Below are 15100 nucleotides of genomic sequence, written 5' to 3' on the forward strand. Positions count from 1 at the left end.
TTCAAGGCGCCTACGCGCTACAATGTCGCTTTTGCCAACCATCGAGGTGTGCGTTTTGACTGCTCCAGGTCCTTTGAATTCCACTGCAGGCTCGCTTTTTGTCGTGGCGACGCCCATTGGCAACCTGGACGACATCAGTGCTCGGGCACTGAAAGTGTTGCGCGAGGTTAAATTGATCGCGGCTGAAGACACTCGTCACTCCCAGCGCTTGATGCAGCATTTTGGTATCAGCACGCCATTAGCGGCGTGCCATGAGCACAACGAGCGCGAGGAGGGCAGTCGCTTTATCGTACGCCTGCTGGCCGGCGACGATGTGGCGCTGATCTCTGACGCAGGCACGCCGCTGATCTCCGACCCTGGCTACCATCTGGTGCGCCAGGCGCGGGCCGCTGGTATCAATGTAGTGCCTGTTCCGGGCGCGTGCGCGCTGATCGCTGCGTTATCGGCGGCGGGCCTGCCGTCGGACCGTTTCATCTTTGAAGGTTTTCTGCCAGCCAAAGCTGTAGGGCGTCGTGCGCGCCTTCAAGCACTGAAGGAAGAACCGCGCACGTTGATCTTTTATGAAGCCCCCCACCGAATCCTTGAATGCCTGCAGGATATGGAGCTGGTGTTTGGCGGCGAACGCCTGGCGCTGCTGGCGCGTGAGCTGACCAAGACCTTTGAAACCCTCAAGGGCCTGCCTTTGGAAGCGCTGCGTGCGTTCGTCGAGGGCGACAGTAATCAGCAGCGCGGCGAGTGTGTGGTGCTGGTGGCGGGCTGGACGGCGCCAGAGGACGAGGACGCCGTGGGCAGCGAGGCGATGCGTATTCTGGATCTACTGCTCAAGGAGATGCCACTCAAGCGTGCAGCAGCCCTGGCGGCGGAGATTACCGGCGTGCGCAAGAACCTCTTGTATCAAGCGGCACTGGATAAGCAGAAGGCCGAATAGTTCCGGTGTCAAACCTGTATTCCGTCTGAACGTGATGGCAATTCTGAACTTTTATTACTTGTCCTAAGTCCGCCGTGCCGTTAACCTTCGCGGCGGAGAGTCGATTGGACAGTCGCTGCCCTCTATGAAAATTAGGGGGGGGAGGAAAGTCCGGGCTCCATAGGGCGAAGTGCCAGGTAATGCCTGGGAGGCGTGAGCCTACGGAAAGTGCCACAGAAAATAACCGCCTAAGCACTTCGGTGCCGGTAAGGGTGAAAAGGTGCGGTAAGAGCGCACCGCACGTCTGGCAACAGTTCGTGGCTAGGTAAACCCCACTTGGAGCAAGACCAAATAGGGTCCCAAGGCGTGGCCCGCGCTGGGACCGGGTAGGTTGCTAAAGATGTCCAGTGATGGCCATCGTAGACGAATGACTGTTCAAGACAGAACCCGGCTTACAGATCGACTCTCCACCTTTTTCCTTTTGTCCGAATCTCGGGCAGAAAACCGGTAGTAACGCAAGAATCCCTCCCTGCCGAATGATTGGCAGATGCATCTTCGTAATACCAAAAAAATCTTACTCTTAATAAATTACTTTAACTTCGAGCTATAGCTCTTTGAGCTATCTGTGCTTGTTGGGCCAAAAACATCGTCGAACTCGGTTTTCTCCTCCGTTTACGCTCCTAAATCTCCGTTCTGTAAGGCTTTTCCTTGAATCCGCGCCTTGACGGTGTGGTGGGCGCATTCCTATAGTGTGCGCAAGTGGCGGAAAGTGGCACAAAGTGGGTTTTTTGAACGTAAAACGCTAAAATTTGGAGAAACGCATCTGTGTTTCGCGGAGCTAACGCTATCAGTCTCGATGCAAAAGGCCGTCTCGCCATGCCGAGCCGGTATCGTGACGAGCTCATTTCGCGAAGTTCCGGACAGTTGATCATCACTATCGATGCCGTTGACCCTTGTTTATGTGTTTACCCCCTCGATGAGTGGGAGTTGATTGAAACCAAATTGCGCGCCCTGCCTTCATTGCGTGAAGAAAACCGCCGCCTGCAGCGTTTGCTGATTGGTAATGCCGTCGACCTCGAGTTGGATGGCAGCGGTCGTTTCCTGGTGCCTCCGCGTCTGCGCGAGTACGCCAAGCTGGATAAGCGCGCAATGCTGGTCGGCCAACTGAACAAGTTCCAATTGTGGGACGAAGATGCCTGGGATGCTGTTTCTGCAGCTGACCTGGCTGCTATTCAACAACCGGGCGCCATGCCTGATGAACTGCGTGATTTGATCCTGTGACTATTGATAGCGGCTTTAACCACATCACCGTACTGCTTGACGAAGCCGTTGAGGCTCTCGCCGTACGCGCGGATGGCTGCTATCTGGATGGCACATTCGGCAGAGGCGGGCATAGCCGGTTGATACTCAGCCAGCTCGGGCCTGACGGCAAACTCCTCGGGTTCGACAAAGACCCTCAAGCGATTGCCACCGGGCAAGCGCTAGCGGCCGAAGACGGCCGCTTTGTCGTTGTGCAGCGCAGCTTTGCCGAGCTGGGCGCCGAAGTGGCGGAGCGCGGCATGGCGGGCAAGGTGGCCGGGGTTTTGCTCGACCTGGGTGTGTCCTCGCCACAGCTCGACGACCCCGAACGCGGCTTCAGCTTCATGAACGATGGCCCGCTCGACATGCGCATGGACCCTACCCGTGGCGTCAGCGCCGCGCAGTTCATCGCGACCGCGCCAGTGGAAGAAATCGCCCGTGTGTTCAAGGAATACGGTGAAGAACGTTTCGCTGGCCGCATGGCCCGTGCCGTGGTTGAGCGCCGTGAAATCCAGCCGTTCGAACGCACAGCCGACCTGGCCGAAGTACTGAAAGTCGCCAACCCTGCCTGGGAAAAGGGCAAGAACCCGGCAACCCGAGCCTTCCAGGGCCTGCGTATTCACGTCAACAACGAATTGGGCGACCTGGAGGCCGGCCTCGAGGCTGCGCTCGAGGCGTTGGAAGTGGGCGGTCGCCTGGTGGTGATCAGCTTCCACTCCCTGGAAGACCGTATCGTCAAACTGTTCATGCGTCGCCTGGTCAAGGGTGAGTCCGACAACTTGCCGCGCAACCTGCCGGTACGTTTCGAGGCCTTTGTGCCGAAAATCAAAATCCATGGCAAAGCGCAGTTCGCTTCCGAAGCCGAACTCAAGGCCAACCCACGCTCCCGCAGCGCCGTTATGCGCGTCGCGGAGAAGTTGCGGTGAGCAAGCTTTTCGCCAAGCCCCTCCCGGGCGGCAGCTTCTTCATGTTGCTGCTGTTTGTCGGCGTGCTGATTTCCGCGATTGCGGTGTCGTACAGCGCCCACTACAACCGTCAGTTGCTGAATACCCTGTATGGGGAATTGAGTGTGCGTGACAAGGCGCAAGCGGAGTGGGGCCGGTTGATCCTCGAACAAAGCACCTGGACGGCCCATAGCCGTATCGAAGTGCTGGCCACCGAACAGCTGAAAATGCATATTCCTGGCGCGGCTGAAGTCCGCATGGTGGCGCCATGATGAAACTCGAGGGCGCACTCTACCCATGGCGCTTCCGCCTGATGCTCGGCTTGCTGGCATTGATGGTGGGTGCGATTGCCTGGCGGATCATTGACCTGCAAGTGGTCGACCGGGACTTCCTGATCGGCCAGGGCGACGCCCGTAGCCTGCGACACATCCCGATTCCTGCACACCGCGGCCTGATCACCGACCGTAACGGCGAGCCTCTGGCCGTCAGTACGCCGGTGACCACCCTGTGGGCCAACGCCAAGGAACTGCAGGTGGCCAAGGACCGTTGGCCGGCGCTTGCTGCTGCCTTGGGCCAGGACCCGAAAGCCTTGGCCGAGCGCCTCGAAGCCCAGGCCAATAAAGAATTCATCTACCTTGTTCGTGGCTTGACGCCTGAACAAGGTCAGCAGGTGCTCGACCTTAAAGTCCCCGGTGTCTACGGCATCGAGGAATTCCGTCGTTTTTACCCGGCCGGTGAAACCACCGCGCACATGGTGGGCTTTACCGACATCGATGACCACGGCCGTGAAGGCGTCGAACTCGCCTACGATGAATGGCTTGCCGGTGTTCCTGGCAAACGCCAAGTCATCAAGGATCGGCGCGGCAGACTGATCAAGGACGTCCAAGTCACCAAGAACGCCAAGGCCGGTAAGCCCTTGGCGTTGTCCATTGACCTGCGCCTGCAATACCTGGCCAACCGCGAGCTGCGTAACGCGATCATCGAGAATGGCGCCAAGGCCGGCAGCCTGGTGATCATGGACGTGAAGACCGGCGAGATCCTCGCCATGGTCAACCAGCCGACCTACAACCCTAATAACCGTCGCAACCTGCAGCCGGCGATGATGCGCAACCGCGCCATGATCGACGTGTTCGAGCCGGGCTCGACCATGAAAGCGATCTCCATGAGTGCTGCCCTCGAAACCGGGCGCTGGAAACCGAGCGACAAGGTCGAGGTGTACCCAGGTACCTTGCAACTGGGCAAATACACCATTCGTGACGTGTCCCGTACCGAAGGCCCGGTGTTGGATTTGACAGGTATCCTGATCAACTCCAGTAACGTGGGCATGAGTAAGGTCGCCTTCGATATCGGCGGCGAGACCATCTATCACTTGGCGCAGAAAATCGGTTTGGGCCAACCCACCGGCCTCGATTTCCCAGGCGAGCGCGTGGGCAACCTGCCCAACTATCGCGACTGGAAAAAGGCCGAGACCGCCACGCTTTCCTACGGCTACGGCCTGTCCGTGACCGCGATCCAACTGGCTCACGCTTTCTCTGTATTGGCGAATAATGGCCGGATGGTTCCGCTGAGCCTGATCCATGTCGACGAAGCGCCGAAAGCCACCCAGGTGATTCCGGAAAACGTCGCCAAGACCATGCAAGGCATGCTGCAACAAGTGATCGAGGCACCGCGCGGCGTATTCCGTGCCCAGGTGCCGGCGTATCACGTGGCGGGCAAGTCGGGTACCGCTCGTAAAACGTCGGTGGGCACAAAAGGCTACGCCGAAAACTCTTACCGTTCGCTGTTCGCCGGCTTCGGCCCGATGAGCGATCCACGCTACGCCATCGTCGTGGTGATCGATGAGCCGAGCAAAGCCGGTTACTTCGGTGGCCTGGTATCGGCGCCGGTGTTCAGCAAAGTGATGTCCGGCACCCTGCGCCTGATGAACATCACGCCGGACAACCTGCCGCCGACCCAACAAGCGAATGCCGGTCCACCGGCCGCTGCTGTAAAAGCCAATGGAGGGCGCGGCTGATGTCTCTTAGCCTGAACAAGATTTTTGCCCATGCCGGACGCGATCTGTTGATCCGCGAGCTGAGCCTGGACAGTCGTAATGTACGCGCCGGTGACCTGTTCCTGGCCGTGCCGGGTGGTAAGTTCGATGGCCGTGCGCACATCGCGGATGCCTTGCAACGCGGTGCGGCTGCCGTGGCTTATGAAGTGGAAGGCGCCACCGTGCTGCCGATCACTGACGTGCCATTGATTCCGGTCAAAGGCCTGGCTGCGCAGCTGTCTGACATTGCCGGACGCTTTTATGGCGACCCGAGCCGCCAAGTCAACCTGATCGGCGTCACCGGTACCAACGGCAAGACCAGCGTGACCCAATTGATTGCCCAGGCGCTTGACCTGCTGGGCCAGCATTGCGGCATCGTCGGCACCTTGGGCACCGGTTTCTATGGCGCGCTGCAAAGCGGCCTGCACACCACGCCGAATCCGATCGCTGTGCAAGCGACCCTGGCCGACCTGAAAAAGGCCGGCGCCAAGGCGGTTGCCATGGAAGTGTCGTCGCACGGTTTGCACCAGGGCCGCGTTGCTGCGCTGGCGTTTGATGTGGCGGTGATGACCAACCTGTCCCGCGATCACCTCGATTACCACGGCACCATGGAAGCCTACGCTGCCGAGAAGGCCAAGCTGTTTGCCTGGAACGACCTCAAGTGCCGCGTGGTAAACCTGGATGACGCATTCGGCCGCCAGCTGGCTGCCGAAGACCGTGAATCGCGCTTGATCAGCTACAGCCTGGAAGACGCCAGCGCGTACCTGTATTGCCGTGAAGCCCAATTCAATGATGAAGGTGTGCGCGCCACGCTGGTGACGCCTCAGGGCGAGCATCATTTGCGCAGCAGCCTGCTCGGTCGCTTCAACCTGAGTAACACTTTGGCGGCCGTCAGCGCGTTGCTCGGCCTGGAGTACGCCCTCGACGAAATCCTGCGTGTACTGCCGAAGCTGGAAGGCCCGGTCGGTCGCATGCAGCGCCTGGGTGGCGGCAAACAGCCGTTGGTCGTGGTCGATTACGCCCACACGCCCGATGCCCTGGAAAAAGTCCTGGTGGCGCTGCGTCCACACGCCAAGGGCAAGCTGCTGTGCCTGTTCGGTTGCGGTGGCGATCGCGATCGCGGCAAACGTCCGTTGATGGCCGAGATCGTCGAGCGTCTGGCCGATGGCGTGCTTGTCACCGACGACAACCCTCGCAGCGAAGATCCGGGCCAGATTTTCGACGACATCCGTGTCGGCTTCAAAGACGTGTCCAAGGCCACGTTTGTCGCCGGGCGCGGTGTAGCCATCGCCCAATTGATCGCCAGCGCCGGTGCTGACGACGTGGTGGTGCTGGCCGGTAAAGGTCATGAGGACTATCAGGAAATCAACGGCGAGCGCCACGCCTTCTCCGATCTGGTCGAGGCCGATCACGCCTTGACCGCCTGGGAGATCGCCCATGCTTAAAGCGATGAAATTCAGCGAACTGACCCAGGCCCTGTCGGCCCGCGTGCTGTCGAGCGATTGCAGCTTCGACGGCGTCAGTATCGACAGCCGCAACATCAAGCCGGGGCAACTGTTTGTCGCACTGACGGGCCCGCGCTTCGATGGTCACGACTACCTGAATGAAGTCGCCGCCAAAGGTGCCGTCGGCGCCTTGGTGCAGCGCGCAGTGGCGGACTCCACACTGCCGCAACTGTTGGTCGCCGACACCCGTTTGGCCCTCGGCCAGCTGGGTGCGTTGAACCGTGCCGCATTTACCAATCCCGTTGCGGCCATTACCGGCTCCAGCGGCAAGACCACGGTCAAGGAGCTGCTTGCCGGCGTGTTGCGCACGCGCGGCCCGGTGCACGCCACCCGTGGCAACCTGAACAATGATTTCGGTGCCCCGTTGACCCTGCTTGAACTGGCCCCGGAACACACGGCGGCGGTGATCGAGTTGGGCGCGTCGCGCGTCGGCGAAATTGCCTACACCGTGGCGCTGACCAAGCCTCACGTGGTGGTCATCAACAACGCCGGTACCGCCCATGTCGGCGAGTTCGGCGGCCCGGAAAAAATCGTCGAGGCCAAGGGTGAAATCCTCGAAGGCCTCGATGCCTCGGGCATCGCTGTGCTGAATCTCGACGACAAGGCCTTCGAAACCTGGCGTGTACGCGCCGCCGGTCGCAAGGTCCTGACGTTTGCCGTGCTCAACGCCGCGGCGGATTTCCATGCGTCCAACATCACCGTTGATGCGCGTGGCTGCCCGTCCTTTACCTTGCACACCCCGCAAGGCAACGAACATGTGCAACTGAACCTGCTGGGCAACCACAACGTCGCCAATGCATTGGCCGCCGCTGCAGCCGCCTACGCCCTCGGCGTGTCGCTGTTCGGGATCGCCACGGGCCTGGGTGCGGTGCAGCCGGTCAAGGGGCGCACCGTAGCGCAGTTGGCCACCAACGGCATGCGCGTGATCGATGACACCTACAACGCCAACCAGTCCTCTATCTGCGCTGCCATTGACCTGCTCAAAAGCTTCGAAGGCCGCAAGGTGCTGGTGCTGGGCGACATCGCCGAACTGGGCGACTGGGCCGAACAGTCCCATCGCGAGGTCGGCGCTTACGCCGCCGGCAAAGTCGACGCGCTTTATGCCGTCGGCCCGAACATGGCCCACGCCGTCAGCGTATTCGGCCCTGGTGCCCGACATTTTGTGACCCAGGCCGAGCTGATTCAGGCGCTGACCGCGGCTGAACATGACAAACATACAACCATTTTGATCAAGGGATCGCGCAGCGCGGTGATGGAAAACGTCGTCGCGGCCTTGTGTGGCTCAAGTACGGAGAAACATTAATGCTGCTGCTGCTGGCTGAGTATCTGCAACAGTTCCACAAAGGCTTCGCGGTCTTTCAGTACCTGACCCTGCGCGGGATCCTGGGTGTGCTGACTGCGTTGTGTTTGTCGCTGTTCCTGGGGCCGTGGATGATCCGCACCCTGCAGAACCTGCAAATCGGTCAATCGGTTCGTAATGACGGCCCGCAGTCGCACCTGTCCAAATCCGGCACCCCGACCATGGGCGGTGCGTTGATCCTGTCGTCCATCGGCATCAGCACCTTGCTGTGGGCCGACTTGCACAACCGCTACGTGTGGACCGTGTTGCTGGTCACGCTGCTGTTCGGCGCCATCGGCTGGGTAGATGACTACCGCAAGGTGATCGAGAAGAATTCGAAGGGGCTGCCAAGCCGCTGGAAGTATTTCTGGCAATCGGTGTTCGGCCTGGGCGCAGCGGTGTTCCTGTTCATGACCGCGCCAAGCGCGGTGGAAACCACCCTGATCATCCCGATGCTCAAGGACGCCAGCATTCCACTGGGCATTTGCTTCGTGGTGCTGACCTACTTCGTGATCGTCGGCTCCAGCAACGCGGTCAACCTGACTGACGGCCTCGACGGCCTGGCGATCATGCCGACGGTGATGGTGGGCGGCGCGCTCGGCATCTTCTGCTACCTGTCGGGTAACGTGAAATTCGCCGAGTACCTGCTGATCCCTTATGTACCGGGCGCAGGCGAGCTGATCGTGTTCTGTGGCGCGCTGATCGGTGCCGGCCTCGGCTTCCTGTGGTTCAACACCTATCCCGCACAAGTCTTCATGGGCGACGTCGGCGCACTGGCGCTGGGCGCGGCCCTGGGCACCATCGCGGTGATCGTTCGCCAGGAAATCGTGCTGTTCATCATGGGCGGTGTGTTCGTGATGGAAACCCTGTCGGTGGTCATCCAGGTGGCTTCCTTCAAATTGACCGGACGCCGCGTGTTCCGCATGGCGCCGATTCACCACCACTTTGAACTCAAGGGCTGGCCTGAGCCACGTGTGATTGTCCGTTTTTGGATCATCACCGTGATCTTGGTGTTGATCGGCCTTGCCACCCTGAAACTGAGGTAGAAACGAGTGTCCCTGATCGCTTCAGACCACTTCCGCATCGTTGTCGGCCTCGGCAAGAGCGGCATGTCCCTGGTTCGCTTCCTGGCGAGCCGGGGCAAGCCGTTTGCCGTGGCCGACACGCGGGAAAATCCACCGGAGCTGGTCACGCTGCGCCGTGACTACCCGCACGTGGAAGTGCGTTGTGGCGAGCTGGATGTCGAGTTTCTGTGCCGTGCCGATGAGCTCTACGTGAGCCCCGGCCTCGCCATCGCGACCCCGGCCCTGCAAGCCGCCGCCGCCCGTGGTGTGAAACTGTCCGGCGACATCGATCTGTTCGCACGTAACGCGCAGGCGCCGATCGTGGCTATCAGCGGTTCCAACGCGAAAAGCACCGTGACCACCCTGGTCGGCGAGATGGCGGCTGCGGCCGGTAAACGTGTGGCCGTAGGCGGCAACTTGGGCACGCCGGCACTCGACCTGCTCAGCGACGACGTCGAGCTGTACGTGATGGAGCTGTCGAGCTTCCAGCTGGAAACCACCCACGACCTCGGCGCCGAAGTGGCCACCGTGTTGAACGTGAGTGAAGACCACATGGACCGCTACAGCGGCCTGCCGGCCTATCACTTGGCCAAGCACCGGATCTTCCGTGGCGCCAAGCAGGTGGTGGTCAACCGTCAAGATGCGTTGAGCCGTCCGTTGATGGGCGAGGGCCTGCCGTGCTGGACCTTCGGCCTGGGCAAACCTGATTTCAAGGCCTTCGGTATTCGCGAAGAGAACGGCGAGAAATACCTGGCCTTCGAATTCCAGAACCTGATGCCGGTGCGCGAGCTGAAAATCCGTGGCGCCCATAACCAGTCCAACGCCCTGGCGGCCTTGGCACTGGGTCATGCCGTTGGGCTGCCGTTCGACGCCATGTTGTCGGCCCTGCGTACCTTCGGTGGCCTGGAACATCGTTGCCAATGGGTGCGCGATCTTGACGGCGTCAGCTATTACAACGACTCCAAGGCCACCAATGTCGGTGCGGCCCTGGCGGCCATCGAAGGCCTCGGCGCCGACATCGAAGGCAAGCTGGTGCTGATCGCCGGTGGCGACGGCAAGGGTGCCGACTTCAAGGACCTTAAAGGCCCGGTTGCCGAACATTGCCGTGCCGTGGTGCTGATGGGGCGCGACTCCGATTTGATCGCCGCCGCCCTCGGCGACGCGGTGCCGCAAGTGCGCGCCACGTCCCTGGACGACGCCATCGCTCAGTGCAAGGCCCTGGCCCAGCCAGGTGATGCGGTGCTGCTGTCGCCGGCGTGCGCCAGCTTCGACATGTTCAAGAACTACGAAGAGCGCGGCCAGCTGTTCGCCCGCGCCGTGGAGGCCTTGGCATGAGTATCGACTTTCGGAACATCATCAAGCCCTACCCGTCGCCGATCATCACGGGGCGCGGTATCGACCTCGATTTCCCAATGCTCGCCGGTTGCCTGGCGCTGTTGGGCCTGGGCCTGGTGATGATCACTTCGGCGTCTTCCGAAGTGGCCGCCGTGCAGTCGGGCAACACCCTGTACATGATGATCCGTCACCTGGTGTACCTGGTGATCGGTCTCGGCGCGTGCATCGTCACTATGATGATCCCTATCGCCACCTGGCAGCGCCTGGGTTGGATGATGCTGATCGGTGCGTTCGGCTTGCTGATCATGGTGATCCTGCCCGGCATCGGACGCGAGGTGAACGGTTCGATGCGCTGGATCGGCTTCGGTGCGTTCAACGTGCAACCGTCGGAAATCGCCAAGGTGTTTGTGGTGATCTACCTCGCCGGTTACCTCGTACGTCGCCAGAAAGAAGTACGCGAAAGCTGGATGGGCTTCTTCAAGCCGTTCATCGTACTGCTGCCCATGGCCGGCCTGTTGCTGATGGAGCCCGACTTCGGGGCCACCGTGGTGATGATGGGCGCGGCCGCAGCGATGCTATTCCTGGGGGGCGTCGGTCTGTTCCGTTTCACCTTGATGGTGGTGCTGGCCGTGGCCGCTGTGACGGTGCTGGTGCAGGCGCAACCTTACCGGATGGCCCGTCTGATTACCTTTACCGACCCGTGGGCCGACCAGTTCGGTTCCGGCTACCAGTTGACCCAGGCGCTGATCGCCTTCGGTCGCGGCGAGTGGCTGGGCGTGGGCCTGGGCAACAGCGTGCAGAAGCAGTTCTACCTGCCGGAAGCGCACACCGACTTCGTGTTCTCGGTACTCGCCGAAGAGCTGGGCGTGGTGGGTTCGCTGTGCACCGTTGCGTTGTTCGTGTTCGTGTGTGTACGCGGTATGTACATCGGCTTGTGGGCCGAGAAGGCCAAACAGTATTTCGCCGCCTATGTGGCCTACGGCTTGTCGTTCCTGTGGATCGGCCAGTTCCTGATCAACATCGGTGTGAACGTCGGCCTGCTGCCGACCAAGGGCCTGACCTTGCCGTTTCTCAGTTACGGCGGCAGTTCGTTGGTGATTTGCTGTGCGTGCCTGGGCTTGTTGCTGCGCATCGAGTGGGAGAGTCGAACCCACCTGGGCAGTGAAGAGATGGAATTCAGCGAAAGCGATTTTGCCGAGGAGCCACCCCATGGGCGCTAACGTGCTGATCATGGCGGGTGGCACCGGGGGCCATGTGTTCCCTGCGTTGGCCTGTGCTAGGGAATTCCAGGACCGTGGCTACTCCGTGCACTGGCTGGGCACGCCGCGTGGCATCGAAAACGAACTGGTGCCGAATGCCGGCTTGCCGCTGCACCTGATCAACGTCACCGGCTTGCGTGGCAAGAGCAAGTTGTCCCTGCTCAAGGCGCCGTTCGTATTGCTCAAGGCGGTGTGGCAGGCGCGCAAAGTGATTCGTGAACTGAAGCCGGTGTGTGTACTCGGTTTTGGTGGGTATGTGACCGGTCCTGGTGGTGTCGCCGCCAAGCTCGCCGGTGTACCGGTGATCGTGCACGAGCAGAACGCCGTCGCCGGTACCGCCAACCGCCTGCTGGTGCCGCTGGCTGCACGGGTGTGCGAGGCGTTTCCGAAGACCTTTGGCGCCTCGGACAAACTGCGTACCACCGGCAACCCGGTGCGCACTGAACTGTTTATGGGCATCGCCCGTGAAGCACTGGCGGGGCGCAAGGTGCACCTGCTGGTCATGGGCGGCAGCCTGGGCTCCGAGCCGTTGAACAAACTGCTGCCGGAAGCACTGGCGCAACTCCCTGTGGAATTGCGCCCGGAGGTCTTCCATCAGGCCGGCAAGCACCACGGTGAAGTCACCGCCACGCGTTATCGCGAAGCCGGTGTCGAGGCGAACGTACAGCCCTTCATCAAAGACATGGCCCATGCCTATGGCTGGGCCGACCTGGTGGTCTGCCGCTCCGGTGCGCTGACCGTCAGTGAACTGGCCGCCGCCGGTCTGCCGTCCTTGCTGGTGCCTTTGCCCCACGCGATCGACGATCACCAGACCCGCAACGCCGAATATTTGGCCGGGGAGGGCGCTGCCTTCCTGCTGCCGCAAAGAACGACTGGCGCCGCCGATTTGGCCGCACGCCTGACCGAGGTTTTGATGCAACCGGAACGACTCAATAGCATGGCGAGCACCGCAAGCCGCCTGGCCAAACCTGACGCAACCCGCACTGTGGTGGATATCTGCCTGGAGGTGGCCCATGGTTGAGAATCAGAAAGCCATGCCGCAACCGGAAATGCGCCGCATCCGTCGTATCCACTTCGTCGGCATTGGCGGCGTGGGCATGTGTGGCATTGCCGAAGTGTTGCTGAACCTGGGCTACCAGGTGTCCGGCTCTGACTTGAAAGAGTCGCCGGTCACTGAACGCCTGAAAACCTTTGGTGCACAGATCTTCATCGGCCACCGCGCCGAGAACGCCGCCGAGGCCGATGTGCTGGTGGTGTCCAGCGCCGTGAACACCTCCAACCCGGAAGTGGCCACTGCCCTTGAACGTCGCATTCCCGTGGTGCCACGCGCCGAGATGCTGGCCGAGCTGATGCGCTATCGCCACGGCATTGCCGTCGCCGGTACCCACGGCAAAACCACCACCACCAGCCTGATCGCCTCCGTGTTCGCGGCCGGTGGCCTGGACCCGACGTTCGTCATCGGTGGCCGTCTGAATGCAGCCGGTACCAATGCACAACTGGGCACCAGCCGTTACCTGATCGCCGAAGCCGACGAAAGTGACGCGAGCTTCCTGCACCTGCAACCGCTGGTCGCCGTGGTCACCAATATCGACGAAGACCACATGGCGACCTACGACGGGGACTTCAACAAGTTGAAGAAAACCTTCGTCGAGTTCCTGCACAACCTGCCGTTCTACGGTCTGGCCGTGGTGTGCCTGGACGATCCGGTGGTGCGCGAAATCCTGCCACTGGTCAAGCGTCCGACCGTGACCTACGGCTTCAGCGAAGACGCTGACGTGCGCGCGATCAATGTGCGCCAGGAAGGCATGCAAACCTTCTTTACCGTGTTGCGTCCCGACCGCGAGCCGCTGGATGTATCGGTGAACATGCCGGGCAACCACAACGTACTCAATTCCCTGGCGACCATCTGCATCGCCACCGACGAGGGCGTCAGCGATGAAGCCATCGTCGAAGGCCTGTCGCGCTTCGCCGGCGTGGGCCGCCGCTTCCAGGTATACGGCCAATTGCCGGTAGACGGTGGTGACGTGATGCTGGTGGACGACTACGGTCACCACCCGACTGAAGTGGCTGCCGTGATCAAGGCCGTACGCGGTGGCTGGCCGGAGCGCCGTCTGGTGATGGTCTACCAGCCGCACCGCTACAGCCGTACCCGCGACCTGTATGACGACTTCGTCAATGTACTGGCCGATGCCAACGTGCTGCTGCTGATGGAAGTCTACCCGGCCGGTGAAGAACCGATTCCGGGCGCCGACAGCCGCAAGCTGTGCAACAGCATCCGTCAGCGTGGCCAGTTGGACCCGATCTACATCGAGCGTGGTGTGGACCTGGCGCCCATCGTCAAGCCGCTGCTGCGGGCCGGTGACATTTTGCTGTGCCAGGGGGCCGGTGATATCGGTGGTCTTGCGCCTAAGTTGCTGGCGAGCCCGCTGTTTGCGGCGGCCAAGGGGAAGTCGAAATGATCAACGACTACGGCTCCCTGTTCTCGACAATCGCACCTGCCGACTTCGGTCGCGTAGCGGTGTTGTTCGGTGGCAAAAGCGCTGAACGCGAAGTCTCGCTCAAGTCCGGCAACGCCGTGCTCGACGCCCTGCAAAGCGCTGGCGTGAACGCCTTCGGCATCGACGTGGGCGATGACTTCATCGCCCGCCTGCAGGCCGAGAAGATCGACCGCGCCTTCATCATCCTCCACGGCCGTGGCGGTGAAGACGGCAGCATGCAAGGCCTGCTGGAGTGCGCCGGCATCCCCTACACCGGCAGTGGCGTCCTGGCGTCCGCGCTGGCGATGGACAAGTTGCGCACCAAACAGGTGTGGCACAGCCTGGGTATTCCGACCCCGCGTCACAGTGTTCTGTGCAGCGAAGACGATTGTATTTCTGCAGCCAAGGAACTGGGCCTGCCTTTGATCGTCAAACCAGCCCATGAAGGCTCCAGTATCGGCATGGCCAAAGTGAACTCGGCCGCCGAATTGATCGACGCATGGAAAGCGGCAAGTACCTACGATTCGCAAGTGTTGGTGGAACAGTGGATCCAGGGTCCCGAGTACACCATCGCCACCCTGCGTGGCCAGGTATTGCCGCCTATCGCATTGGGCACGCCCCACACCTTTTACGACTACGACGCCAAGTACCTGGCTTCCGATACCCAGTACCGGATCCCATGCGGCCTTGACGCAAGCAAAGAACAGGAATTGATGGACCTCACGGCGAAAGCCTGTGAGGCGCTGGGTATCGCCGGTTGGGCGCGAGCAGACGTGATGCAGGATGACCAAGGGGATTTCTGGTTCCTGGAAGTCAACACCGCACCGGGCATGACGGATCACAGCTTGGTACCTATGGCAGCCCGTGCGGCCGGTTTGGACTTCCAGCAGTTAGTGCTGGCGATCCTGGCCGACAGCATTGAGCCAAGAGGCTAAGGAC

The 15100-nt window shown here is 61.2% G+C and carries 13 protein-coding genes and 1 other RNA gene; all 14 read left to right on the plus strand.

Going from position 1 to position 15100, the window contains the following annotated elements; translation table 11 throughout:
* Positions 1–22 precede the first annotated feature (22 nt).
* The 14 genes from rsmI (at position 23) to AC4PS7_RS01390 (ending at position 15096) form a co-directional block, all read left to right on the plus strand.
* A complete protein-coding gene (gene rsmI / locus AC4PS7_RS01325) occupies positions 23–928 on the plus strand; it encodes a 16S rRNA (cytidine(1402)-2'-O)-methyltransferase (protein ID WP_021491871.1) in 906 nt (301 codons plus the stop codon).
* A 96-nt stretch (positions 929–1024) separates the two neighbouring features.
* Positions 1025–1378, plus strand: an RNA gene (gene rnpB, locus AC4PS7_RS01330) — RNase P RNA component class A.
* Positions 1379–1732: 354 nt separating this feature from the next.
* Positions 1733–2188: a division/cell wall cluster transcriptional repressor MraZ gene (gene mraZ, locus AC4PS7_RS01335; protein WP_003171868.1), complete on the plus strand. Its 456-nt coding sequence runs from the start codon at positions 1733–1735 to the stop codon at positions 2186–2188.
* Positions 2185–3132 carry a 16S rRNA (cytosine(1402)-N(4))-methyltransferase RsmH gene (gene rsmH / locus AC4PS7_RS01340; protein ID WP_010213048.1) on the plus strand — a complete coding sequence of 316 codons (948 nt, stop codon included), beginning with the start codon at positions 2185–2187 and terminating at the stop codon, positions 3130–3132. The genes mraZ and rsmH overlap by 4 nt, the downstream gene beginning before the upstream one ends.
* Positions 3129–3422, plus strand: a complete 294-nt coding sequence (gene ftsL, locus AC4PS7_RS01345; RefSeq protein WP_010213047.1) for a cell division protein FtsL — start codon at positions 3129–3131, stop codon at positions 3420–3422. Before rsmH ends, ftsL begins: the two co-directional genes overlap by 4 nt.
* Positions 3422–5164 (plus strand): peptidoglycan D,D-transpeptidase FtsI family protein, encoded by a 1743-nt coding sequence (locus tag AC4PS7_RS01350; protein ID WP_165447909.1) that lies wholly within the window; start codon positions 3422–3424, stop codon positions 5162–5164. The genes ftsL and AC4PS7_RS01350 overlap by 1 nt, the downstream gene beginning before the upstream one ends.
* Positions 5164–6627: a UDP-N-acetylmuramoyl-L-alanyl-D-glutamate--2,6-diaminopimelate ligase gene (locus tag AC4PS7_RS01355; protein ID WP_492179030.1), complete on the plus strand. Its 1464-nt coding sequence runs from the start codon at positions 5164–5166 to the stop codon at positions 6625–6627. Before AC4PS7_RS01350 ends, AC4PS7_RS01355 begins: the two co-directional genes overlap by 1 nt.
* Positions 6620–7990, plus strand: coding sequence for a UDP-N-acetylmuramoyl-tripeptide--D-alanyl-D-alanine ligase (locus AC4PS7_RS01360; protein WP_038452722.1), 1371 nt, complete (start codon positions 6620–6622; stop codon positions 7988–7990). Before AC4PS7_RS01355 ends, AC4PS7_RS01360 begins: the two co-directional genes overlap by 8 nt.
* Complete coding sequence (gene mraY / locus AC4PS7_RS01365; protein WP_492179031.1) at positions 7990–9072, plus strand: phospho-N-acetylmuramoyl-pentapeptide-transferase; 1083 nt, start codon at positions 7990–7992, stop codon at positions 9070–9072. The genes AC4PS7_RS01360 and mraY overlap by 1 nt, the downstream gene beginning before the upstream one ends.
* Before the next feature lie 6 nt (positions 9073–9078).
* Positions 9079–10425: a UDP-N-acetylmuramoyl-L-alanine--D-glutamate ligase gene (gene murD, locus AC4PS7_RS01370; protein WP_010213038.1), complete on the plus strand. Its 1347-nt coding sequence runs from the start codon at positions 9079–9081 to the stop codon at positions 10423–10425.
* Positions 10422–11645, plus strand: coding sequence for a putative lipid II flippase FtsW (ftsW, locus tag AC4PS7_RS01375; RefSeq protein WP_010213037.1), 1224 nt, complete (start codon positions 10422–10424; stop codon positions 11643–11645). Before murD ends, ftsW begins: the two co-directional genes overlap by 4 nt.
* Complete coding sequence (murG, locus tag AC4PS7_RS01380) at positions 11635–12705, plus strand: undecaprenyldiphospho-muramoylpentapeptide beta-N-acetylglucosaminyltransferase (RefSeq protein ID WP_010213036.1); 1071 nt, start codon at positions 11635–11637, stop codon at positions 12703–12705. Before ftsW ends, murG begins: the two co-directional genes overlap by 11 nt.
* Positions 12698–14143 (plus strand): UDP-N-acetylmuramate--L-alanine ligase, encoded by a 1446-nt coding sequence (murC, locus tag AC4PS7_RS01385; RefSeq protein ID WP_010213034.1) that lies wholly within the window; start codon positions 12698–12700, stop codon positions 14141–14143. Before murG ends, murC begins: the two co-directional genes overlap by 8 nt.
* Positions 14140–15096 carry a D-alanine--D-alanine ligase gene (locus AC4PS7_RS01390; RefSeq protein ID WP_010213033.1) on the plus strand — a complete coding sequence of 319 codons (957 nt, stop codon included), beginning with the start codon at positions 14140–14142 and terminating at the stop codon, positions 15094–15096. The genes murC and AC4PS7_RS01390 overlap by 4 nt, the downstream gene beginning before the upstream one ends.
* The last annotated feature ends 4 nt before the right edge of the window (positions 15097–15100 follow it).

This window comes from Pseudomonas sp. DW-iso3 (genome assembly GCF_058725305.1).